The 24,732-nt window shown below is 27.4% G+C and carries 26 protein-coding genes; 25 read left to right on the plus strand and 1 reads right to left on the minus strand.

Features of this window, described 5'->3' with window-relative positions; all coding sequences use genetic code 11:
- The first annotated feature begins 9 nt into the window (after positions 1-9).
- The 17 genes from GFJ41_RS01890 to GFJ41_RS01970 all read left to right on the plus strand — a co-directional run bounded on the left by GFJ41_RS01890 (position 10) and on the right by GFJ41_RS01970 (position 17,161).
- Positions 10-597, plus strand: coding sequence for an anthranilate synthase component II (locus GFJ41_RS01890; RefSeq protein WP_170074454.1), 588 nt, complete (start codon positions 10-12; stop codon positions 595-597).
- Entirely contained in the window at positions 598-1,941 is a 1,344-nt protein-coding gene (pabB, locus tag GFJ41_RS01895) for an aminodeoxychorismate synthase component I (RefSeq protein WP_035117841.1), read from the plus strand.
- A complete protein-coding gene (locus GFJ41_RS01900; RefSeq protein WP_170074455.1) occupies positions 1,931-2,677 on the plus strand; it encodes an aminotransferase class IV in 747 nt (248 codons plus the stop codon). The genes pabB and GFJ41_RS01900 overlap by 11 nt, the downstream gene beginning before the upstream one ends.
- Positions 2,670-3,341: a hypothetical protein gene (locus GFJ41_RS01905; RefSeq protein ID WP_170074456.1), complete on the plus strand. Its 672-nt coding sequence runs from the start codon at positions 2,670-2,672 to the stop codon at positions 3,339-3,341. The genes GFJ41_RS01900 and GFJ41_RS01905 overlap by 8 nt, the downstream gene beginning before the upstream one ends.
- 39 nt (positions 3,342-3,380) lie before the next feature.
- On the plus strand, positions 3,381-3,953 hold the full coding sequence (folE, locus tag GFJ41_RS01910) for a GTP cyclohydrolase I FolE (RefSeq protein ID WP_035117847.1): 573 nt from the start codon (positions 3,381-3,383) through the stop codon (positions 3,951-3,953).
- A 10-nt stretch (positions 3,954-3,963) separates the two neighbouring features.
- Entirely contained in the window at positions 3,964-4,755 is a 792-nt protein-coding gene (gene folP / locus GFJ41_RS01915; RefSeq protein WP_021428985.1) for a dihydropteroate synthase, read from the plus strand.
- A 7-nt stretch (positions 4,756-4,762) separates the two neighbouring features.
- Entirely contained in the window at positions 4,763-5,128 is a 366-nt protein-coding gene (folB, locus tag GFJ41_RS01920; protein WP_053830929.1) for a dihydroneopterin aldolase, read from the plus strand.
- On the plus strand, positions 5,121-5,624 hold the full coding sequence (folK, locus tag GFJ41_RS01925; RefSeq protein WP_021432588.1) for a 2-amino-4-hydroxy-6-hydroxymethyldihydropteridine diphosphokinase: 504 nt from the start codon (positions 5,121-5,123) through the stop codon (positions 5,622-5,624). The genes folB and folK overlap by 8 nt, the downstream gene beginning before the upstream one ends.
- A complete protein-coding gene (gene aroF, locus GFJ41_RS01930; RefSeq protein WP_021432589.1) occupies positions 5,608-6,381 on the plus strand; it encodes a 3-deoxy-7-phosphoheptulonate synthase in 774 nt (257 codons plus the stop codon). The genes folK and aroF overlap by 17 nt, the downstream gene beginning before the upstream one ends.
- 259 nt (positions 6,382-6,640) lie before the next feature.
- A complete protein-coding gene (gene dnaG, locus GFJ41_RS01935; protein WP_035117851.1) occupies positions 6,641-8,458 on the plus strand; it encodes a DNA primase in 1,818 nt (605 codons plus the stop codon).
- Between the two features lie 18 nt (positions 8,459-8,476).
- Entirely contained in the window at positions 8,477-9,649 is a 1,173-nt protein-coding gene (rpoD, locus tag GFJ41_RS01940) for an RNA polymerase sigma factor RpoD (protein WP_021429080.1), read from the plus strand.
- A gap of 67 nt (positions 9,650-9,716) precedes the next feature.
- Positions 9,717-10,403 carry a tRNA (adenine(22)-N(1))-methyltransferase gene (locus GFJ41_RS01945; RefSeq protein WP_170074457.1) on the plus strand — a complete coding sequence of 229 codons (687 nt, stop codon included), beginning with the start codon at positions 9,717-9,719 and terminating at the stop codon, positions 10,401-10,403.
- The gene (locus tag GFJ41_RS01950) at positions 10,404-11,501 is read left to right on the plus strand and encodes a Nif3-like dinuclear metal center hexameric protein (RefSeq protein ID WP_170074458.1); all 1,098 of its coding nucleotides are present in this window, start codon (positions 10,404-10,406) and stop codon (positions 11,499-11,501) included. It abuts the gene before it with no gap.
- A gap of 58 nt (positions 11,502-11,559) precedes the next feature.
- Positions 11,560-12,912, plus strand: coding sequence for a hypothetical protein (locus GFJ41_RS01955; protein WP_170074459.1), 1,353 nt, complete (start codon positions 11,560-11,562; stop codon positions 12,910-12,912).
- 9 nt (positions 12,913-12,921) lie between these two features.
- Positions 12,922-13,362, plus strand: a complete 441-nt coding sequence (locus GFJ41_RS01960) for a zinc ribbon domain-containing protein (protein WP_035118829.1) — start codon at positions 12,922-12,924, stop codon at positions 13,360-13,362.
- 62 nt (positions 13,363-13,424) lie between these two features.
- Positions 13,425-14,987: a murein biosynthesis integral membrane protein MurJ gene (gene murJ / locus GFJ41_RS01965; protein ID WP_170074460.1), complete on the plus strand. Its 1,563-nt coding sequence runs from the start codon at positions 13,425-13,427 to the stop codon at positions 14,985-14,987.
- A gap of 194 nt (positions 14,988-15,181) precedes the next feature.
- Complete coding sequence (locus GFJ41_RS01970; protein WP_035118818.1) at positions 15,182-17,161, plus strand: fructose-bisphosphatase class III; 1,980 nt, start codon at positions 15,182-15,184, stop codon at positions 17,159-17,161.
- Positions 17,162-17,193: 32 nt separating this feature from the next.
- Here GFJ41_RS01970 and GFJ41_RS01975 read toward each other — a convergent pair whose 3' ends face one another.
- On the minus strand, positions 17,194-18,651 hold the full coding sequence (locus GFJ41_RS01975; RefSeq protein WP_438943011.1) for an alanine/glycine:cation symporter family protein: 1,458 nt from the start codon (positions 18,649-18,651) through the stop codon (positions 17,194-17,196).
- Positions 18,652-19,044: 393 nt separating this feature from the next.
- Between GFJ41_RS01975 and GFJ41_RS01980 the strand changes: the two genes are divergently transcribed.
- The 8 genes from GFJ41_RS01980 to bioA all read left to right on the plus strand — a co-directional run bounded on the left by GFJ41_RS01980 (position 19,045) and on the right by bioA (position 24,724).
- Positions 19,045-19,542, plus strand: a complete 498-nt coding sequence (locus tag GFJ41_RS01980; RefSeq protein WP_021428944.1) for a PTS sugar transporter subunit IIA — start codon at positions 19,045-19,047, stop codon at positions 19,540-19,542.
- Between the two features lie 190 nt (positions 19,543-19,732).
- On the plus strand, positions 19,733-19,957 hold the full coding sequence (locus GFJ41_RS01985) for a hypothetical protein (RefSeq protein ID WP_170074462.1): 225 nt from the start codon (positions 19,733-19,735) through the stop codon (positions 19,955-19,957).
- Positions 19,954-20,694: a protein kinase domain-containing protein gene (locus tag GFJ41_RS01990; RefSeq protein WP_226890210.1), complete on the plus strand. Its 741-nt coding sequence runs from the start codon at positions 19,954-19,956 to the stop codon at positions 20,692-20,694. Before GFJ41_RS01985 ends, GFJ41_RS01990 begins: the two co-directional genes overlap by 4 nt.
- A gap of 15 nt (positions 20,695-20,709) precedes the next feature.
- Positions 20,710-21,279 (plus strand): hypothetical protein, encoded by a 570-nt coding sequence (locus GFJ41_RS01995; protein WP_035118811.1) that lies wholly within the window; start codon positions 20,710-20,712, stop codon positions 21,277-21,279.
- Positions 21,280-21,406: 127 nt separating this feature from the next.
- Positions 21,407-21,541 (plus strand): DUF2639 domain-containing protein, encoded by a 135-nt coding sequence (locus GFJ41_RS18810; RefSeq protein WP_152333296.1) that lies wholly within the window; start codon positions 21,407-21,409, stop codon positions 21,539-21,541.
- Between the two features lie 157 nt (positions 21,542-21,698).
- Positions 21,699-22,649: a biotin synthase BioB gene (gene bioB / locus GFJ41_RS02005; protein WP_170074463.1), complete on the plus strand. Its 951-nt coding sequence runs from the start codon at positions 21,699-21,701 to the stop codon at positions 22,647-22,649.
- A gap of 11 nt (positions 22,650-22,660) precedes the next feature.
- Complete coding sequence (gene bioD, locus GFJ41_RS02010) at positions 22,661-23,347, plus strand: dethiobiotin synthase (RefSeq protein WP_170074464.1); 687 nt, start codon at positions 22,661-22,663, stop codon at positions 23,345-23,347.
- Positions 23,348-23,362: 15 nt separating this feature from the next.
- Complete coding sequence (gene bioA / locus GFJ41_RS02015; RefSeq protein ID WP_170074465.1) at positions 23,363-24,724, plus strand: adenosylmethionine--8-amino-7-oxononanoate transaminase; 1,362 nt, start codon at positions 23,363-23,365, stop codon at positions 24,722-24,724.
- The last annotated feature ends 8 nt before the right edge of the window (positions 24,725-24,732 follow it).

A 24,732-nucleotide genomic window follows, 5' to 3' on the forward strand; every position in this document is an offset into this window, starting at 1 on the left:
GGGTATTTTATGATATTAATGATAGATAATTATGATTCTTTTGTTTATAATTTAGTTCAGTTTTTAGGTGAACTAGGAGAAGAAATCATAGTAAAACGAAATGATGAAATAACTATAAAGGATATAGAAAATCTAGATCCTGAGATTATTGTTTTATCACCAGGACCTTGCTCTCCTAAAGAGGCGGGTATATGTGTTGATTTAGTAAATTACTTTAAAGGAATTAAACCAATTTTAGGAATATGCTTAGGACATCAGATAATAGGACATGCGTTTGGAGGAAATATAATCAAAGCTAATGAGCCTGTACATGGAAAGGTGCATCCTATAGAACATATCAATAAAGGTGTATTTAGAAATTTGAAAAATCCGTTGAATGTGACTAGGTATCATTCTCTAATAATAGATGAAAGTTCATTGCCAGATGAGTTAGAAGTTACAGCAAAAACAAAAGATGGAGAAATTATGGGAGTTAGATCTAAAAATTACCATATAGAAGGTGTCCAGTTCCATCCAGAAGCTATTTTATCTGAGCAAGGACATGATATATTAAGAAATTTTATAAATCAATTTAGAGGGAATGAGGAGGTCAAATAGATGTTAAAAGAAATTTATACAGATCTAAATGCATTTGAAATATATACTTTATTTAAAGATGAAAAAGACAGTTTTATATTAGATAGTGGTATGGATGAAAAAAAATTGGGAAGATACTCATTTATAAGCTCAAGACCATTTGATTGTATAAAGCTAAAAAATTGCAAGGAAAATCCTTTGGATAAATTAAAAGAAAAATTAGATAGATATAAGGTTGAAAATAATACTGAAATTCCGTTTATAGGAGGAGCAGTAGGGTACTTATCTTATGATATAGGAAATTATATAGAAAAATTGCCAAGAACAGCTATAGATGATACCGATGTATATGATTTATATTTTGGATTTTATAATTTTGTAATAGTTGTAGATCATTTACTGAATAAGACTTTTATAGCAACTCCTGGTATTGATGAACAAATAGAGTCTAATATATTAAAAGATATACAGATGAAAATTTTAAATGCGAATAAAAAAGATTTAGAATTTGATAAAAATGAAAAAATAGACGAAGTTAAATTAAGTTCTAACTTTAAAAAAAGTGAGTACATAAATGCAATAGAAAAAGTTAGAGATTACATAAAACAAGGTGATATATATCAAGCAAATCTAACTCAGAGATTTTCAGGCAAAACTAATTTATCTAGCTATCAATTATACAAGCGATTACGTGATGTAAGTAAAGCTCCATTTGCTGCTTTCTTAAATTTTGAAAACTATCAAGTTTTATCAAACTCACCAGAAAGATTTATTAAATGTATAGATAACACTATAGAAGCAAGACCTATAAAAGGAACTAGACCTAGGGGGAAAACAGTAGAAGAAGACACTAGACTTCAAGAAGAATTAAGAAACAGTGAAAAAGATAAGGCTGAACTACTTATGATAGTAGATTTAGAAAGAAATGACTTAGGAAAAGTATCTAAAATAGGAACAGTTAAGGTACCTGAGTTATTTGTTATAGAACCTTATGCAAATGTTAGTCATTTAGTATCTACGGTAACTGGGAAGCTTAAAGATTCTTTAAGTAGTACAGATATTATAAAGGCAACATTCCCTGGAGGGTCAATAACTGGAGCACCTAAAATAAGAGCTATGGAAATAATAGATGAATTAGAACCTACACAGAGAAATGTATATACTGGTTCAGTTGGATATATAGGGTTTAATGGAGATATGGATTTTAATATTGCTATAAGAACTTTAATTAAAAAAGATGAAAATATATTTTTCCAAGTTGGTGGAGGAATAACATGGGACTCTAATCCAGAAGAAGAATACCAAGAAACATTAGATAAAGCTAAATCTATAATGAAAGCAGTTAGAGGATATTATGAAGAATAATGTATCATTTAACAGTCAATTAACTAAATTTGGAATTGGAGTATTTGAAACCATAAAAATTAAAGATGGGCATCCCATGTACTTAGGTTTACATTTAGATAGGATGTTTAAATCTATAAATGATTTGGATTTAGATATAAATGAAAGTAGAAGTTTTATAGAAACAAAAATAATAGAATATATAGAATGTGAAAAAATAAACAACAAAGCACTTAGATTAACTATGTTTGATGAAGGGTACAATTTGTCAACTAGAGATATTGTTTACAATCAAGAAATATACAACAGAGGATTTAAGCTGTGCATATCTCCTATAACAAGAGGAGATAGCATAATATATAGACATAAAACTACTAATTACTTTGAAAGTATATATACTAAAAAGTTTGCAGCTGATAATGGATGTGATGATGCTATTTTTACAGATTGTTATGGTAGGATTTTAGAGTGTTCTATGAGTAATATATTTTTTATAAAAGAAGGTAAAATATATACTCCACATGAAAGACTACCTATCTTAAATGGAACTATGAAAAGAAGGATTATGGAGTTATGTGTAGAACTAAAAATTAATATAGAACAATGTGATATAAAAATAACGGATATAGAAAAATTCGAGTTTTGCTTTTTAAGTAATAGTTTAATGGGAGTTATGAAAGTAAGTCAAATAAATAAAATAAAATTCGAATGTTTTAATAATATTTTTGAAAAAATATGGAGCAAAATTAATGATTAAAAACTTTATCAAAACCTATGAACAAAAAATAAAAAATATTAAAGATGATGAAAATACAATAGCTATATTTTTAGTAGGATCAAGTAAAGATATATACAATAAAAAAAATATCGAAAATATAACAGATATAGATCTTTTTATAGTTTCTGAACAAAATGAAAATCAAATTAGAAAACAAGAACAATTTAATGGCGTAGAATTTGATATTAATAAATTTTCTAAAAGATATATTGAATTTATGATAGAGAATAAAGAATACTTTTTTATAAATGAAATGAGAAATGCAAAAGTTATATATGATAAAAAAAATATATCTGATAAACTAATTTACTTATCTAAAGAAAAATATAATGAAGGTCCTAAAAAATTATCTAATGAAGAAATCCTTGTAATGGAAAACACTATACTAGAGAATATATCTAGGTTAGAGAAAAAAGATGATTTTGAAAATTATGAATATGAGTTTTTGACTAATATATATCTAAAAGATATAATAAAGGGATACTTTATTATAAGTGGCAAATGGATGCCTAAGGATAAAAAAATATTTAAATATTTAAGTGAAAATGAAAAAAAATTATTTGAATTGTCAAAAAACGTGTATAAAGACTATAACTATAATAATCTTAAAAAAGTATATGAATATGTATTTAAAAAAGATTAGATGTGAAAAATAATTACTAATTTTAAGGGGGACAATTATATGCATAATGTAGATAAGAAAAAAATAGAAAATGCTGTAAGAGATATTTTAGAAGCGATAGGTGAAAATCCAAATAGAGAAGGATTAATAGATACCCCAAGTAGGGTTGCCAAAATGTATGAAGAGATATTTTCAGGAATACATAAAGACCCTAGAGATCATTTAAAAATACTTTTCCAATCTGAAGAACATGAAGAATTAGTTTTAGTTAAAGATATACCTTTTTATTCTTGCTGTGAACATCACTTAGTTCCATTCTTTGGGAAAGCACATGTTGCTTATCTACCTAAAGATGGTAGATTAACGGGTCTTTCTAAATTAGCTAGAGTAATTGAGGATCTAGCAAAAAGACCTCAACTTCAAGAGAGAATAACTAAAGATACAGCAGACATTATAATGGAAGAATTAAAACCATATGGAGTTATAGTTGTAGTTGAAGCTGAACATATGTGTATGACTATGAGAGGTGTAAAAAAACCAGGATCTAAAACTATAACTTCAGCAGTAAGAGGTATATTTGAAAAGAACATAGCTGCAAGAGCAGAAGCTATGAGCTTAATTAACATGAGATAGGAGCGGTTAGATGTTTGAATATGGCAAAAAAACTTATATAATGGGAATTTTAAATGTTACTCCAGATAGTTTTTCAGATGGAGGAAGTTATACAAGTATAGAAAAAGCTTTAAATCATGCCAAAGAAATGATAGATAGTGGAGCAGATATAATAGATTTAGGTGGAGAATCAACTAGACCCGGACACCAAATAGTAGATGCTGAAGAAGAATTGAGAAGAGTTTTACCGGTTGTTAAAGAATTAAAAAAACAGCTAAATGTTAAAGTTTCTGTAGATACATATAAAGCTATTGTAGCAGAAGAAACTTTAAAGTTAGGTGCTGATATGATAAATGATGTTTGGGGGCTTAGAAAAGATCCAAATATGGCAAGTGTTATAGCAAAACATGATGCGCATGTATGTATAATGCATAATCAAGATGGAACAGATTATGATAAAGATATAATGGAATCTATTAAGGAATTTTTAATAGAAAGTATAAAAATAGCTAAAAGTGCTGGAATAGATGATAGAAAAATTGTGCTAGACCCAGGTATAGGATTTGGAAAAACATTAGAACAAAACATAGAGGTTATGGCAAGGCTAGATGAATTAAAAGATCTAGGATATCCAATTCTTCTAGGTACATCAAGAAAGTCTATGATAGGAAAAATTTTAGATTTAGAACCTAAAGATAGAGTGGAAGGAACTATAGCAACTACCGTATTAGGAATTAAATCTGGAGTAGATATTGTTAGAGTACATGATGTATTAGAAAATATAAGAGCGATAAAAGTGGCAGATGCTATATGCAGAAGGTAGGTATAAAATGGATAAAATATTATTAAGCAATATGGGGTTTTATGGCTATCATGGAGTTTTTAAAGAAGAAAGTGTATTAGGACAAAAGTTTTTTATAGATATGGAGTTATATCTAGATACAAAAGAAGCAGGCTTAACTGATCAAATGGAAAAGTCTGTAAGTTATGGTGATGTATATGAGTTAGTAAAAAAAATAGTAGAGAATAAAAGATTTAACTTACTAGAAGCCTTAGCTGAGAACATATCTAAAGAAGTTTTAGGTGAGTTTGGATTAATTCAAGAGGTTATGGTTCGAGTGAAAAAACCAGAAGCTCCTGTTCCGGGTATTTATGATTACTTTGGAGTTGAGATAAGGAGAAGTAGAGATGAGTAAGTCTTATTTAGGGTTAGGAACTAATATAGGAGATAGAATAAGATATATAAATGAAGCTTTAAAAATTTTAAATTCTAATCCAAACATAAATATAACTAAAAAGTCAAAGCTTTATGAAACAAAAGCTTGGGGGTATAAAGAGCAAGCAGATTTTTTGAATATGTGTATTGAAATAGAGACAAGCTTAAATCCGTATGAACTTTTAAATGCTTGTCAGGGTGTAGAGAAAGATTTAAACAGAGAAAGAAAAATCAGATGGGGGCCAAGAACAATAGATGTTGATATATTATTTTTTAATGATATAATTTTACAAGAAGAAAATTTAGAAATTCCTCATCCAAGAATAAAGGAAAGAGCATTTGTATTGATACCACTTATAGATTTAAATGATAAACTAAAAATAGATAATATAAGTATAAATGAATACCTAAAATCTTTGACGACTGAGGAAAGAGAAGAAGTAAAGGAGTTTATAGGTAATGAAAAATCTATTTAGTAATGATTTAAATATAAATATAACTGAGAATTTAGAAATACCAAATGATAAAATTATAATGGCAGGGCCTTGTGCTATAGAAAGTTATGAACAACTTTTAGAAACTGCAAAATTTATAAAATCAAATGGAGCAAACATGTTAAGAGGTGGAGCTTTTAAACCAAGAACATCTCCAAAATCTTTCCAAGGTTTAAAAGAAGAAGGACTAGAAATTTTAAAAGCTGTAAAGAAAGAAACTAACTTACCTGTTATAACTGAGCTTATGGATGCTAGAGATTTAGATAAGTTATATGAAGTAGCAGATGTAATTCAGATAGGGTCTAGAAATATGCAAAACTTTACTCTTTTAAGTGAAGTAGGTAAACAAGATAAACCTGTAATGTTAAAAAGAGGTATAAGCTCTACAATAACAGAATGGATAGGGGCAGCTGAATATATTGCAATAGGTGGAAACAATAAGATCATAATGTGTGAAAGAGGAATAAGAACATATAATGATTATACTAGAAACACATTAGATATAGCAGCAGTACCTATAATAAAAAAAGAAACAAATCTTCCTGTTATAGTAGATCCTAGCCATGCAACTGGAGTTAGATATTTAGTTAAACCAATGTCTATAGCTTCACTAGCAGCAGGAGCAGATGGTATAATGGTTGAAGTTCATCCTAATCCGAGTGAAGCTTTATCGGATGGTCCTCAATCTCTTCATTTTGAAGAGTTTAAAGATTTAATGGAAAGTATAAAAAAATTATAAAAAATTAAGAGGCTTTAAGCCTCTTTTATTTTTTGTTTTTAAAAATAAATTTGTGAAAATTAAAAAAATAGTATTGAATTTGTGTTAATTATACAAAATAGTAAAGTGATATTTTTAATTTGCTAAATTGAAAAATAAAATTAGATAAAAAAGAAGGAATTGAATAAAAAAAGTCGAATTATGTATAATGAATATTTGACAAATTTCTAATATGTTGTAAAATAGTAATGTTAAAAAAATTACACCAGAAGGTGATAATATGAATGATATAAAAGATATAATAGAAGAAATTAAATCCAGATCTGATATAGTGAAGGTAATATCAGACTACATTAAAGTACAGCAATCGGGAATAAACTACAAAGGATTATGCCCATTTCATGGGGAAAAAACACCTTCATTTTACATAAATACATCAAAGCAAATATATAAATGTTTTGGATGTGGAGAAGGTGGAGATGTAATAAACTTCGTTATGAAGATAGAAAATCTTGAATTTATGGATGCGGTCAAATTGTTAGCCAAAGATTGTGGAATAGAAATAAACACAAATATGGATGAGCAATCCAAAATTAGGATGGAAAAGGTTAAGAAGATTCAAGACATAAATACAGAAGCTGCCAGATATTATTTTTCAAATTTAATTAAAGAAAAAAATTATGGGTATGAATATTTAAGAAGAAGAGGTCTTGATGACAAAATCATAAAGAAGTTTGGTTTAGGATATGCACCTAAGGCATGGACTAATCTTATGGAATATTTAATTAGTAAAGGATATGATAAAGAAACACTTGTTGAATGCGGTCTCGTTACATATAAAAAAGATGGAAACAAATATTATGACAGGTTCATAAACAGAGTTATATTTCCAATATTTGACTATAGAGGAAATGTTATAGGATTTGGAGGAAGAGTTCTTGATGATTCACTTCCTAAATACTTAAACTCACCAGACACACTAGCATTTAATAAAAAGTATAATTTATATGGTCTTAACTTTGCTAGAAAAAATATAACTGATAGAACTGTAATTCTAGTAGAAGGATATATGGACTTGATTTCATTGTATCAATATGGAATAAGAAATGTGTGTGCTACACTTGGAACAGCCCTTACGATAGATCAAGGGAATTTATTAAAAAGATATGTAGATACAGTTGTAATTTCTTATGACTCAGATGATGCAGGGGTTAAGGCCACGCTAAGAGCTATAGATATATTAACTAGCGTAGGTATAAATGTTAAAGTTTTAAATTTAAAAGATGTAAAAGACCCAGATGAGTTTATAAGAAAATATGGTCTTGAAGGGTACCAAAAATCCATAGCAGATGCTGTTCACTATATTAGATATAAAATAGTTAAATGTAAAGAAAACTATGATTTGTCTAAAGATGAACAAAGATTAAAGTTTACTAAAGAGTCTACAAAGATAATAAAAGGTTTAAAAAGTCCAGTTGATATAGATTATTATATAAACTTTTTAAGCTCAGAAAGTAAAATAGGTGTAGAATCCTTAAAAAAAGAAGTCTATGGAAAGAGTTATAAATCTAATTATAATCCAAAGCTTAAAAATGATAGACATGTTCAAATAGATAAAAATGCATATAAAAGACCGACTATAATAAATAATGGAAATGAAATTATAGAAAAAACATTAATTAGATTGCTTTTAGAAGAAAAAGAAATAAGAAGATTATTAATTTTAAAATTAGATGAAAATGATTTTACATTAAGTGAAAATAAAGAAATTTTAAAATTTATAATTAAAAATGAAGAAATGGATAAAATAACTATTGACAAATTAAAAAGTTTAAACTTATCCGAAGATTATCTTTTGAATTTGTATAGTATGAAGATAGAAAATATTAATATTAATGACAAAAAGAGTATAGAAGAAATAGTTAAACAAATAAAAAGAAATAAGCTTCAAAATGATATAGATAATTTATTGAAGAAGCAAAAAGAATTAGAAAATGGAAAGTCTAATGATAATTCAAATGCGAAAGAGGTAGATGTACAAGTTATGGAAATTGCTATAAAGATAGTTGAACTAAGAAAAACATTACAAAATATATAAAGGAAGGGAGGCTGAAGTATGGAAACTAAAACACCAAAAAAAGAATCTAAAAGAGTAACAGCAAAATCACTTATAGAAAAGGGTAAAAAGCAAGGAAGTCTTACACTTATGGAAATAATGGAAGCTTTCTCTGAAACAGAATTAGACAAAGATCAAGTTGAAAACTTATATGAGACCCTTGGAAACTTAGGAATTGAAGTAATTCAAAAGAAAGAAGAAAAAGCTGATGCAGATATAGAATTTACTTCAGAAGATATGGATATATCAAACATGGATATAGATGATAGTATCGATGAGGATATATCTAAAGAAGAAAATACTATGGAAATTGAACAAATAGACTTAACTCTTCCAAAAGGAATAAGTATAGATGACCCAGTTAGAATGTATTTAAAAGAAATTGGGAAAATACCTCTACTTAAGCCTCATGAAGAAGCTGAACTTGCAAGAAGAATGCATGAAGGTGATGAAATAGCTAAACAAAGATTAGTTGAAGCCAACTTAAGACTTGTTGTAAGTATAGCAAAAAGATATGTAGGAAGAGGAATGTTATTTTTAGATCTAATACAAGAAGGAAATTTAGGGCTTATAAAAGCTGTTGAAAAGTTTGACTATACAAAAGGGTTTAAATTTAGTACTTATGCTACATGGTGGATAAGACAAGCTATAACTCGTGCAATAGCAGACCAAGCTAGAACAATAAGAATACCTGTTCATATGGTTGAAACTATAAATAAATTAATAAGAGTTTCTAGACAATTATTACAGGAATTAGGTAGAGATCCAAAACCTGAAGAAATTGCAAAAGAAATGGATATGACAGAAGATAAAGTTAGAGAAATTATGAAAATTGCTCAAGATCCAGTATCTTTAGAAACTCCTATAGGTGAGGAAGAAGATAGTCATTTAGGAGACTTTATACCTGATGACGATGCTCCAGCTCCAGCAGAAGCTGCAGCATATTCTTTATTAAAAGAGCAAATAGAAGAAGTTTTAGGTTCGTTAAATGAAAGAGAGCAAAAAGTTTTAAAACTAAGATTTGGATTAGAAGATGGGCGTGCTAGGACTCTTGAAGAAGTAGGTAAAGAGTTTGATGTAACAAGAGAAAGAATAAGACAAATAGAAGCTAAGGCTTTAAGAAAATTAAGACATCCAAGTAGATCTAAAAAGCTTAGAGATTACTTAGATTAATAAAAAAATTCGTCTATAATAGGCGAATTTTTATGTATATAAAAGATATATGAAAGGACGACGAAAATTGAAGTTAACAGATAGATTATTAAAAATAGCAAGTCTTGTAGACGAAGGGAAAAAAATCGCAGATATTGGGACGGATCATGGATATATACCAGTATTTCTTCTAAATAATAAAAAGATAGATTTTGCTATATTGGCAGATGTGAATAAAGGGCCTTTAGAAAATGCAAGAAAAGAAGTTAGACATAATAAATTAGATGACAAAGTTGATTTAAGACTAGGGTCAGGAATAGAAGTTTTAAATGATAATGAAGTAGATGAAATTATAATAGCAGGTATGGGTGGTATACTTATAGGGGAACTGCTAGAAGCGAAAAAAAGTGTTACTCAAAATGCTGAAAAACTTATATTACAACCAATGCAAGCACAAGCTGAACTTAGAAAATATCTTTATAATAACGGATTTGAAGTTATAGATGAAGTTTTAGTAAAAGAAGACTTTAGAATATATGAAATAATAGTAGCTAAATATACTGGAAGAAAAACAGAGGTTACAGATGAAATATATTATGAAGTTTCAAAAAAAATTATAGAAAAAAAGGATGAACTTTTAGCTGAATTTTTAAATAAAAAAATATCTGCATATGAAAATATAATAAAAAAACTAGAAGGTAAAAGTGGAGAAGCTATAGAGAATAAGAGAAATGAGACTATTAAAGTTATAGAAAAGCTTAAGGAGATGTTGTAAATGAAACTTAAAAGTTTTATAAAAAAAATAGAACAAAAATATCCTCTTAATTTAGCATATAATTGGGATAATGTAGGCCTTATAGTAGGAGATTATGAACAGGAAGTTAAAAGAGTAATGGTTTGTTTAGAGGCTAATGAAAAAGTTGTAGATGAAGCAATAGATAAAGGTATAGATCTGATAATAACTCACCATCCTTTTATTTTTTCTAAAATGCAAAAAGTTACTACTTCAGATTTGAAAGGAAAATTAATACATAAATTAATAAAAAATAATATATCAATATATTCTATGCATACTAATTTTGATATAGCTTTTGACGGATTGAATGATTATTTTGTAGAAATGCTAGAACTTGAAAATGTAAAAATTTTAGATAAAACTAGCAGTGAAAATCTATATAAACTAGCAGTTTATGTACCAAAGACACATATAGATGATGTAAGAATAGCTTTAGGAAATTCTGGAGCTGGACACTTAGGAAACTATAAAGATTGCTCATTCACTACTGAAGGCGAAGGTAGATTTAAGCCTTGTGATGGAGCAAATCCTTATATTGGAGAGACTAACGCATTAGAAAGCGTTCATGAAGTTAAAATAGAAACTATAGTTCCTCAAAAGATATTAGATAAAGTTATAAGTGCAATGATTAAATCACATCCATATGAAGAAGTTGCATATGACTTATATAAGCTAGAAAATAAAGGTGAAGCTGTAGGGCTTGGAAGGTATGGAAAACTTAAATCTAAAATGACATTTAAAGATTTAGGAATGATACTTAAAGAAAAACTAGATATAAAACACTTAAGAGTAGTAGGCGAATTAGATAGTGTTGTATCTAAAGTTGCAATAGTTACAGGTTCAGGTGCTGATATGGTAAAAAAAGCATATAAATCAGGTTGTGATGTTTTAATAACTGGTGACATGAAATATCATGATGCACAAGATACTCTTGATATGGGAATGAAAGTGATTGACTGTGGGCATTTTGATACTGAAAAAGTATTTTCAGATATAATGTTTGATTATGTAAAAAATGAATTTGACATAGATGTTATAAAAAGTGATGTGAATTTAAATCCTTTTGATATAATATAACTATGATTAAAATAGCCTTAAGATAGCCTTAAGGCTATTTAAAATATGGAGGAAAAGTATGAATAATGAAAATAATGACTTAACTTTTTCAAATCATAAAAATTATTGTGAAACAGATGGACATGATTTATCTAATTTGGAAATTGATTCAATTAAACTAAATTATGAAAAAGTATGTAATGAATGTGGTAAAGTTTATAATAACTTAAGTTTATATTGTGAAGAATGTGGGAATGAATTAATATTAACAGGTGAAAGTGAAAAAAAATTAACTATATATAATTTATTAGATGGAGATTTGAATAAAAAAGAAAAGCTTAAAATGTGGATAAATGATCTTGAAATTAAAAGAAGGATTTTAGCTCCATTATTTTCTATTTGCGTACTATTTGTAATATCTATATGGATAAAACTTTTTATAAATTTTGCAGGGTTAGAAGTAAATAAATTTTTAAATATATCTAGTATTATTTTAGCGTTAAATTTAGTTCCATTAAAGATTGTTTCGTCATCTGTTATAGGACTTGGCAATATAGGTATAAGTATGAGTTTGATAAGTATTTTAATAATACCATTTATAACAATTTTAGTTTCAAGTTTGTTTTTTATAAAAAAAGAATTTTTAAAAGACAAAGATATTATTAAAGAAGCTTTTATGTTAAGTTTTATTTATGGATTAATTCTAGGGGTTATCTCTATACTAGGAAAGCAATTTATTAATTTATCTATGGGGGAATATTATACTATGTCTATAGTTGTTAAATACAGCTTTTTAAGAAGTGTTTTAAATGGGATAATAATATCTTTTCTTCCTATATATATAGCTTTATATGCCAAAACTAGAGATAAAAAAGCAGAATTTAATGTTTTTAATAGGGCTTTAAAGACGGTAGGAGTTATATATTTACTAATACTACTATTAATAGTTTTAGGAATGTTTTTCAATAAAATATTTTTAAGTGGAAATGGGTTAAGTGAGGTAATGGCATATCCACAACTTGCCTTATATATATTGCATTTTGTTAATTTAATTCCAGTTGTATTAGGAAATTCTATCATATCTATATTTAATATGGGAGATATAAATTTATACTTAAACAATAGTATGGTTTTATTGATATATGCAATAATGCTTTTAAATATAGTTATATTAGTTGTATCTGGTTATGATTTAAAGGGCAGAGTCAATAATAAAAAATATATAAAATATTTTAGTGTAGTATATTCTATGATAATAGCTAGTTCTATTTTTTTAAGTAAGATAGATACTAGTGGGAGTTTATCTTTATTAGAATCTCAAAATTATGATATGTATTCATATATAGGATCAAGCGCTATTATAGGACTCGTTATATCGTTTGTGTATAGTTATATATTGATAAACATTGGATATAAGTTGAATAAGGAATAGGAGAAAGATATGAATAGTATAAAATCTAATATAAATAACAAGAAATTATCTTTAGAGAGTATAAAGGAAAAAAATAAATTAAATAAAGAGATAGAAAAAGCAAAAAAAGATAAAACTAAAATTTTTGTTGATGCAGGTATGAAACTTTATGAACTGGTTAGAAAAGAAAATATAATTAATGAAGAACTTATTAATTTATTTGATAATATGGTTGAACTTGATAAAATTATATATGAATCTAATTTAAAACTTGAAAAAATTCAATTTAAAAATAGTACTAAGTGTGAGTGTGGAAATATTTTAAATGATGAAAGTAAGTTTTGTAGCCAATGCGGTAAAAAAATAAAAGAAGAAGTTGAATTTGAAACTTGTGAATTTTGTTCAAGTGAAATAAGTGAAGATGCAAATTTCTGTGCATGCTGTGGAAATAAAGTTAGAAAAAATATGTAATTAATAGAGTAGAGAGGAACCTCTATTATATAGTTAAGAAAAAGGAAGAAGGAAATTTACATATGTCAAAAACTAAAAAATCAGCAGTTATTTTGATGATTATAACGCTAATATCTAAGGTTACAGGATTTTTCAGAGATATAATATTAGCTAAAAATTTTGGCGCCAGTATTATAACAGATGCTTATATAACAGCTCTTAACATACCTGTTGTATTATTCACAGGAATAAGTTCATCATTAGGAACTACTTATATACCGATGTTTTTTAAAATAAAAGAAGAACAAGGGCAAGAAGGCGTAAATAAGTTTACGAGCAATGTTTTAAATATAGTTGTGATTTTGGGATTAATAACTGTATTTTTAGGAAGTATATTTACTCCATATATAGTAAAATTATTTGCTATGGGATTTAAAGGAGAGGAACTAAGAATAACAGTAGAGTATTCAAAAATATTAATGCCATCTATTGTATTTATAGCAGCAAATGGATTAGTATCTTCTTATTTATTAGCCAATGGAAGGTTTTATATATCAGGAGTGTTATCAATACCTTTTAATATAATATGTATATTAGCTATAATTATTGGAGGTATGACAAATTCATATACAATGGTTTGGATAACTTTATTTGCATATATAGCACAACTTCTTTTTCAAATACCATTTTTAAAGAAATGTGGGTATAAACATAGTCTAATAGTTGATGTTAAAGATGAAAATGTCAAAAGTGTAATTTACTTAATTTTACCTGTTTTTTTAGGATCGTATGTAGATCAAATAAATAGTGTTATAAACAGAACATTAGCATCTTGCTTAGATACAGGGAGTATAACAGCATTAAATTATGCAAATAAGTTAAATATATTTGCTGTAGGAGTATTGGTTATATCTATATCCACAATAATGTATCCTGTACTTTCTAAATTTGCAAGTCAAAAAAATATGAGAGCTTTTAAAAGTAGTTTAGGAAGATGTATAGATATTGTGATGATAGTTATGATTCCTATTATGGTAGGGATGATTATATTTTCAAAACCTATAGTTCAGTTATTATTTGAAGGTGGATCATTTACTAGTAGAGATACTCAGCTTACATCTAAAGCACTACTTTGTTATTCTTTGGGTATGGTTTCATTTGGTATAAGAGATATAGTTTCTAGAGGGTTTTATTCTTTACAAGATACAAAGACACCGGTAAAAAATGCTATGGTAGCAGTTATTATTGATATAGTTTTTTCTATATTATTGGTGAGAGTTATGGGAATAGGCGGCCTAGCTTTATCTACTTCTATTGCAACTACAGTAGGGGCTTTACTTCTTATAATATCCTTAAGACGAAAAGTTGGTAAATTAGGAATTAAAAGTAGCCTAATCACAGGATTGAAATCTATTGTAGCCTCTATAATAATGGGTATTATATGTAAAGAACTATACACATTAATTATGTTTCTAGGTGGAAACTTTACACATGAAACTAAAAAATTAGTACTAATAGGACTAGTTGTAAGTAGTTCTGTAGGGGCTATAGTATATTTGATATTAAGTTTGCTGTTTAATATAAAAGAAGTTAGAGATATAGTGAGTCAAGTAAAAATGAAATATATCCAAATATTAAAAAAGTAAGATGAAATCATCTTACTTTTTTAATGAATAGATGAAATTGATAGAGTTAAGTTGAATTTTTATAACATATTGAGTATATGTGATGACATAATTGAATATTTCATTAATTAAAAAAGCAAAAATTTTAGTATTATATGTTTAAATAGTACTTATGGTATAATTAGTATGTAATATAAAAGATAGGGGGGAATAAAATGAGTTTAGAAATATCAGAAAAAGTATGCAGAGAAAATATAAGATATTTAAATCTGCTTTCTAAACAATATCCTACGATTTCTCAAGCTTCAACAGAAATAATTAATTTAGAATCGATTTTGAATTTACCTAAGGGGACTGAACACTTTTTATCAGATATTCATGGAGAAAGTGAGCCTTTTGTACATGTGTTAAGAAATGGGTCGGGAGTAGTGAAGAGAAAAATAGAAGAGCTTTTTGGAGATTCTCTTATGGAGAGCGAAAAAAAAGCATTAGCTACATTAGTATATTATCCAGAACAAAAGTTGGATATAGTATTAAAAGAAGAAAAAAACATAAATGATTGGTATAGAGTTACACTTCATAGAATAGTTGAACTATGTAGATACGCATCAACTAAATACACTAAAGACAAGGTAAGAAAGTATCTTCCTAAAGATTTTGCATATATAATAGAAGAGCTTTTAAATACAGATTGCAATATAGATCATAAGAAAAAATATTATCAACAAATTATAAATACTATAATTGATATAGATAGATCTAAAGAATTTATAATAGCAATATCTAAGTTGATCCAAAGATTAGTGGTAGATAGATTACATATAATAGGTGATATATATGATAGAGGGCCTAGACCTGATGCTATAATTGATACTTTGATGGATTACCATAGTGTGGATATTCAATGGGGAAATCATGATATCTTATGGATGGGAGCTGCGGCAGGTCAAAAAGTTTGTATAGCTAATGCTCTTAGAATTTCAGCTAGATATGCTAATTTAGACATAATTGAAGATATATATGGGATAAATATATTGCCTTTAGCTACATTTGCTTTAAATGTATATAAAGATGATCCTTGTGAATGCTTTTTACCTAAAATATCAGAAGGTGAATACAATACAAGTGAAATATCATTAATAGCTAAGATGCACAAAGCTATATCTATTATACAGTTTAAGTTAGAAAACGAGGTTGTAAAGAGAAGACCAGAATTTAAAATGGAACATAGATGTTTATTAGATAAAATTAACTATGAAAATGGAACTATAAATATAAAAGGAAAAAGTTATAAAATAAAAGATAATAACTTTCCTACAGTAGATCCTAAAAATCCTTATAAATTAACTAAAGAAGAAGAAGTTGTTATCGAGAAGTTAAAGTCATCTTTTGTAAATAGTGAAAAACTTCAAAAACATACGTCTTTTTTATTTTCAAAAGGAAGTATATATTTAAAATGTAATTCTAATTTACTATTCCATGGATGTATTCCTTTAAATGAAGATGGTACATTTAAAACATTCACAATAGAAGGGAATGCATATAGAGGTAAAGACTTGATGGATAAGTTTGATTCATTAGCAAGAGAAGGATATTTCTATAGAGAAGGAAATAAGCAAAAAGAGTATGGTATGGATATAATGTGGTACTTGTGGACTGGGGAGGCTTCTCCGTTGTTTGGAAAGGATGACATGGCTACTTTTGAAAGATACTTTATATCAGACAAAGAGACACATAGGGAAAATAAAAACTCATACTTTAAGTTGAGAGATACTGAAAATATGTGCAATATGATATTTAGAGAGTTTGATCTTGACAGTGAAGATTCTCATATTATAAATGGACATGTTCCTGTTGAGTGTAAAAAAGGAGAGAGTCCTATTAAAGCAAATGGTAAATTAATAGCTATTGATGGTGGATTCTCAAGAGCTTATCAGCAAAAAACTGGTATAGCTGGATATACATTAATATACAACTCATATAGCTTACAACTTGTATCACATCAACATTTTACTAACACAGAACAAGTTATATTTGAAGAAAGTGATATATTATCAATTACATCTATTGTGGAAAGAAATAAAAAAAGAAAATACATAAGAGATACAGATGCAGGAAAAGAAATAGTTGAGCGTATAAATGATTTGAAATTATTACTTCTAGCATATAGAAAAGGGATAGTAAAAGAAACTTAAAAAGTGGATATCAATATGATATCCACTTTTTCTTATGCTGTTTCTATATCGTTATCGTTACTGTCGTCTTTGTCTTGCCAACATTCACAACCTACTAAACCATCTATTGATGAAGATTTAAATATAGGCTCCTTTATGCCAGATTTTTTTTGATTAGTATAATCTTTAAGTGCTAAGAATGCAAATTTGCTAAGCTTAGCTATTGCAAATAGGTTTATAATAGCCATTAATGCCATAAATAAATCCCCTAAATTCCACACTATATCTACTGCAGTTAAAGAACCGAATATAACCATACCTACAACAGCTACTCTATAAGTAGATAATAAAGTTTTACTACCACTTATAAATTCTATATTAGATTGACCATAGTAGTAATTACCAACTATTGAACTAAATGCGAATAAGAATATACAAACTGCTATAAAGTAATTTCCTATAGAACCTATTTGTGATGATAATGCGTATTGAGTTAATTGTATACCTGATAAATTAGATGTTGCATAATCACCACAAGTTAATATTATAAATGCAGTACAACTACATATAACTATAGTATCTGTGAAAACACCAAGTGCTTGTATTAAACCTTGGCTAACTGGGTGAGAAGTCGTTGCAGTAGCTGCAGCATTAGGGGCACTACCCATACCAGCTTCATTAGAGAATAGACCTCTTTTTATACCCATAAGCATAGTGGCTCCTAACCCACCACCTGCTATAGCTTGTAATCCAAATGCATTTTCCATTATAAGTGTAAATATCTCAGGTAGGTTTTGTATATTTAGTAAGATAACAACCATTGCTACTAAAATATATGCAACTGCAAATATAGGAACTATAACTTCTGAAATTTTTGCAACTCTGTGAACTCCTCCAAATATTACAACAGTTGTTAAAACAGCAAGTAATATACCCATGATAGATTTATCAATACCAAAAGCTGATTGGAAAGCTTGAGCAACTGTATTTGATTGTATTGCATTAAATACAAATCCGAAACTTACTGTTATAAGTACAGAGAAAACAATACTCATAAATTTGTTGTTAAGTCCTTTTTCTATATAATATGCAGGACCACCTCTAAACCCATCGCCATCTTTAACTTTATATATTTGCGCAAGAGTAGACTCAACAAAACTAGAAGCACCACCTATTAAAGCTACAAGCCACATCCAAAATACTGCACCAGGGCCTCCTAAAGTAATAGCTATAGCAATACCGGCTATATTACCAGTACCAACTCTTGAAGCTGTACTTATACAAAAGGCTTGAAAAGATGATATTTGCCCTTTTTTCTTGTTAGTGCTAGAGGCACCTAAAAGTTTAATCATTTCTTTAAAGTATCTAAATTGTACAAAGTTACTTTTTAAAGTAAAATACACTCCTAGAACTAATAGTAAAGCAATTAAAACATAAGACCATAAAAAGTCATTTAATGATAAAACTATATCATTTAAAATACTCAAATAAATCCCTCCTAATATAAAAATAATTTATTGAATTCTTGAAAAAGAAATTTTCTGAATTAAATTATGCATTTTTAAAAATTATATAATGAAATTTGAAATAAATCAACAAGAAAAATACTTGAAAAATAAAGAAAAACGTTATCTAAAGTAAAAAATAAATGAATGAGAGATAAATAAAATTGCAAAAAGGTATTGAATCTAATTGAAATAAAGAAGGGGTTTTAGTATTTTACTTAACAAAATAATGAATATATATATATATAATTGCAAAAAATAAATTGAGAAAAAGTTATCCTAATATAAATAAAATAACTTGATTCTACAAAAAAATAATTATATAATAATATATGTAATTAAATTGAATTTAATTTTATTGTTTGTGAAAACGTAATTTAATGCTAAGGAGTGTAGAAAATGGGCTTATTTGATATATTTAAAAAATCAAAAAATGAAGAACAAGTTAAAGGAATAGTATCACCTACAAATGGAGAACTATTAGATATAACTAAAGTACCAGACGAGGTTTTTTCAACTAAGATGATGGGTGATGGATTTGCAATGAAGTCATCTGATGGAATAATCGTATCACCTGTAGATGGTAAAGTAGGTGTAGTATTTGAAACTAAGCATGCTGTAATATTAGAATCTACAGAAGGTAAAGAAGTTCTTATACACTTAGGTATAGATACTGTTAATTTAAAAGGAGAAGGCTTCGAAGTATTTGTAAATGTAGGAGATGAAGTTAAAGCTGGAGATAAATTAGTTAAAATGGATTTACCATTTATAGAAGCTAATGCTAAGTCATCAATAAGTCCAGTTATATTTACAAACTTAGACTCTAATGAATCTATTAAAGTTGTAGAAGGACCTGTTAAAGTTGGAGAAGCTAACAGAGTTGAAATAGCTAAATAATATTGAAAATAAAGAACCTATGAAAAGGTTCTTTTTTATTTGTTAATATATAAATTAACTATTATAAAACACAAAATATGTCACATAAAACCGAAAATTAGCATAATATATATTATCTAAATACTGAAAATTTAGATAATATATATTATAGAGGTGTAATTTATGGACTTTTTAAGATCAAACTCTGATAATGGTAGTAGATATTACAAAAAAGGTAACTCAAATAGTAACTCAAATAGTAACTCATATAGTTCATATAGTAACTCAAACAGCAATTCAAACAGTAATTCATATAGTTCATATAGTAACTCAAATAGCAATTCAAACAGTAACTCATATAGTTCAAATAGTAATTCAAATAGTAACTCATACAGCAACTCATATAGTAAATCATATAGCTATTCAAGATAATTGAAATTTATAAATGATGATATGGACAAGCATTATAAAAAAAATGAAATCATAAATGGTTTTAAAATAATAAATTTAATAGGGCAAGGGCGATATGGGATTGTTTATTTGGGTGAAAATCAAGATTTTGAAAAATGCGTAATTAAACAACTTAAAAATGAAATGATTGAAAAAAGCAGGTCAAAACTTTTCTATGAGGAAGAAATCTTAAAAAAAATAAATAATCCAGCATTTCCTAAGTTTATATGTAAATTTAAGGATGAAGATAGGGAAGGATATATATTAGAGTATATACAAGGGCCTGTATTTGAGGATATTTTGGTAAGAGATAGTTGTATTTTTACTAGGGAAGATATTTACAAAGTAGGAGGACAACTTTTAGATATAATTGAAATACTTCATGAAAACAAAATAGTTCATCGAGATATTAGATTACCAAATGTTATATTAAAACAAGATGGAAACCTTGCATTAATTGATTTTGGATTAGCTAGATATATGGATTCAAAAAGATATAAAAAAGAAATAGATTATTGGTTTTTAGGAGACTTTCTAATTCACTTGTATTACACAACCTATGAACCAGTAGATTATGTAGAGAGACCATGGTACGATGAACTGGACCTTACCAAAGATGAATCTATTTTTCTTAAAAAACTTATGTCAATTAAAGAACCATATAAAAGTATTGAAGAAATAAGGAGAGACTTAGAAAATTTAAAATTAAGAAACACTAATTAATTTAAGGTGGTTTATATGTCAATTAGTTCAATAGAGATAGTAAAAATACACAATAAAAGTTTTAGAGCTAACATTTATAATATTGAACCCTTTAGAATGATTGGATTAATAGATGTAGATATACAATATAATGGTGAAACAGAAAGAGTAACATTACCTTTTTATAGATCATCAGGAACCAATAATGGTAAAATGAAAGGTTTATGGTATCCTATAGTAGGTATAAAAACTCATACTGGTCCATTTACAGAATTTACAGATTTTATTAATTCGGCTTTAACAGCATCGACAAGAAGAGGAATTGGCAAAGAAGGTTGGCTAGCTAAGTCTCTATTTTTTCAAGATGACTATGTACCAAAATCAAGAATAAGAGGATTCTCTAATGGAAAGCATTATGAAGCTTTACTTGAAACTGGGAAAATATTAAGATATTTATATGAAAAGGGTTCATATTATGAAATGTATTATTTAACTCCACAGGTTTTAAATAGTACTGTAGCTTCAAATGAAATTTACCCTGGAAATCAGCATAGCCAAAGAAGAAATTTTGATAGATTTATAGCTGATATTGTTAAGGGTGCATAATCTAAATTTTGGGCTCCACTTTATTATAAGTGGAGTTTTTTTATTTAATATAAATTTTAGGAATTTTTTTTATATATGGACAATATATTTTAATATAGATTTATATTATAACAAAGGGGGAAAATTTATGAAAAGCCAATTAATAAGAGATTTGCATTCTGTAAATATTAGAAGACATCCAATAAATAGAAAAAAGTTGGAGTGTTTAAAAACTTCAGAAATAGTTAATATATGGTATGAATATTTTAAAAAAGAAGAATAATAAATTGCATATATATATAAGCCGCTTTTGCGGCTTTTTTTATGATTTTAAATAAACTTACAGATAAAATGTTAACTTAGCAATATAAAATGGTTGACTAAAAATAAATTAAGAATTACAATTTAAGTAAAATTGATTATTTCAAGGAGATTTTAAAATGATACACAAAATTTGTAAAGATATAAAAAATGGATACGAAATAAGCAAAGAAGAAGCTATAGAACTTTTGAAATATGAAACTAAAGACTTGCTTAAGTATGCAAATGAAATTAGAAATTTCTATTTAAAAAATGAATTTGACATTTGCTCTATAGTTAATGGCAAAAGCGGAAAATGCAGTGAAGATTGTAAGTTTTGCTCACAATCATCCAATCATGAAACTAATATAGAAATATATCCTCTATTAAGTAAAGATAATTTAAAAAATGATGCAATATATCACAAGAAAAAAGGAGTTAAAAGATATTCAATTGTTACATCAGGTAAAAATTTAAGTGAAAATGAAATTGATAAAATTTGTGAAGTATATAAGTGTATAGTTGATGAGGTTGGTATTGAAACATGTGCATCACATGGGCTATTAGATCAGAATGCTTTGAGTAAACTAAAAAAATCAGGAGTAAAAAGATACCATAATAACCTAGAGACTTCGAGACGATATTTTGAAAAAATTTGTACAACTCATACATATGATGAAAAAATAAACACTATAAAGGATGCACAAAGAGTGGGGCTTGAAGTATGTAGTGGAGGGATTTTCGGACTTGGAGAAAGTGAACTAGATAGAATAGAGATGGCCTTTGAATTAAGACGTTTAAATATAAAATCAATTCCATTAAATGTTTTAAACTATATTGAAGGGACAAGCATAAATATAGAAAATCCTATAACAGAAGATGAGTTTTTAAAATCATTAGCTATTTTTAGATTTATAAATCCTAAAAGTTACATAAGGTTAGCAGGAGGAAGAAATTTATTAACAGACTTTGGACGTATTGCATTTGAAGGTGGTGCAAATGCAACTATAACAGGAGATTTACTAACTACATGTGGAAATACAATTTCAAATGATATCGAAATGATTAAATCTTTAGGATTTAAATTATAAGGGGGGATTCGATGAATAGTAAAGGTATATTTATTACAGGTACAGACACAGATGTTGGAAAAACTTATATAAGCGCTATGATAATGAAAAGCTTAGTAAAAATTAATATAAATGCTACATATTTTAAAGCCGCTTTAAGTGGTGCAGATGAAATAGAAAATAAATTAATTCCTGGAGATGCAAAGTATGTATGTGATATTTCAGGTATTGATTCGAATTATGATGAAATGGTATCCTACACTTTTAAAACAGCAGTTTCACCACACTTAGCATCAGTTATTGAAGATAAAGAAATTAAACTAGAAAAAATAAAATATGATTTTGAGAATTTATCAAATAAGTATGAGTTTATATTAGCAGAAGGAAGTGGAGGTATAGTTTGCCCCATAAAAATTGATGATAGAGAGTGTATATTATTAGAAGATATAATAAAATTACTAGGTTTTGAAGTATTAGTTGTTGCAAGATCATCTGTAGGTACGATAAATCATACTGCACTAACAGTTAAGTACCTTGAAGAAAAAAATATAAAGGTAAGAGGAATTATATTAAATGAGTATGATAAAAACAATATAGTTCATGTTGATAATGCGAAAGTTATAGAAAAACTTACTAATGTCAATATAGTTGCCTTTATTCCTAAGTATCAAAATGAAAGTGATGATATTAATATTGATTTAGATAAAATATTAGAATAATATTGGGGGATTGAAATGAATTTAGTAGAGAAAGATTTAAAATACATATGGCATCCATGCTCTCAGATGAAAGACTATGAAACTTTTAAGCCAATAGTTATAGAAAAGGGAGAAGGAATATATTTATATGATATAAATGGGAACGAATATATAGATGCTATAAGCTCTTGGTGGTGTAATTTATTTGGACACTCAAATAAAAGGATAAATAATGCTATAAATAATCAAATAAATAAATTAGAACATGTAATATTTGCGAATTTTACACATAAGCCAGCGATAGAACTTTGTGAAAGAATAATAAACTTAGCTCCAAATGGTCTGAATAAAGTATTTTTTACAGATAATGGATCAGCATCAGTTGAATGCGCTTTAAAAATGAGTTTTCAATACCATGCTCAAGTTGGAAATATAAAAAAACAAAAGTTTGTAGCTATAACAGATGCATATCATGGAGAAACTATAGGGGCTCTTTCCGTTGGAGATTTAGACTTATATAGCAAAGTGTACAAGCCTATTATGTTAGACATTAAAAGAGTAGATGGACCAGATTGTTACAGATGTAAATATAATAAAGAAAGAAAAACTTGTAATGCTGAATGTTTTGCAAGTATGGAAGACTATGTAAAAGAAAGTCATGAAGAAATTGCATCAATAATAATAGAGCCTATGCTACAAGGTGCGGCAGGTATGAAGATTTATTCACCTGTATATTTAAAAAAATTAAGAAAGTTATGTGATAAGTATGATATACATTTAATCGCAGATGAAATAGCTGTTGGATTTGGGCGAACAGGAAAAATGTTTGCATGTGAACATGCAGATATAACTCCTGATTTTATGTGTTTATCAAAAGGCTTAACAGCAGGATATGTTCCTATGGCTTTAGTTCTTACTAAAGATAGTATATATAATGCGTTTTATGATGATTACAATACATATAAAGCATTTATGCATAGCCACACATATTCAGGAAATCCTATAGGATGCAGTATAGCAAATGAAGTTTTAAATATATTTGAAGATGAAAATGTATTATATGAGAATGGAGAAAAAGCAAAATATTTTACAAATCTTTTAAATGAAAATTTTAAAGAACATAAAAATGTTGGGGAAATACGTTCTATAGGTCTTATAAATGCAATTGAATTAGTTGAAGATAAAAACCTTAAACTTGGATTTGATTCAGATCTTAGAGTAGGATATAAGATATATCAAAAAGCACTTAAAAAAGGTGTACTATTAAGACCGCTAGGAAATGTAATTTACTTTAACCCTCCATATGTTATAAGTAAATCTGATATGGAAAAGATGGTAAGAGTTTGTAAAGAGACTATGGATGAAGTTTTAGAAAGTTTAAAAGTTGAAGTTTTATAATATAATTT

Origin of the sequence: Paraclostridium dentum (genome assembly GCF_012922555.1) — a bacterium.
GTDB lineage: Bacteria > Bacillota > Clostridia > Peptostreptococcales > Peptostreptococcaceae > Paraclostridium > Paraclostridium dentum.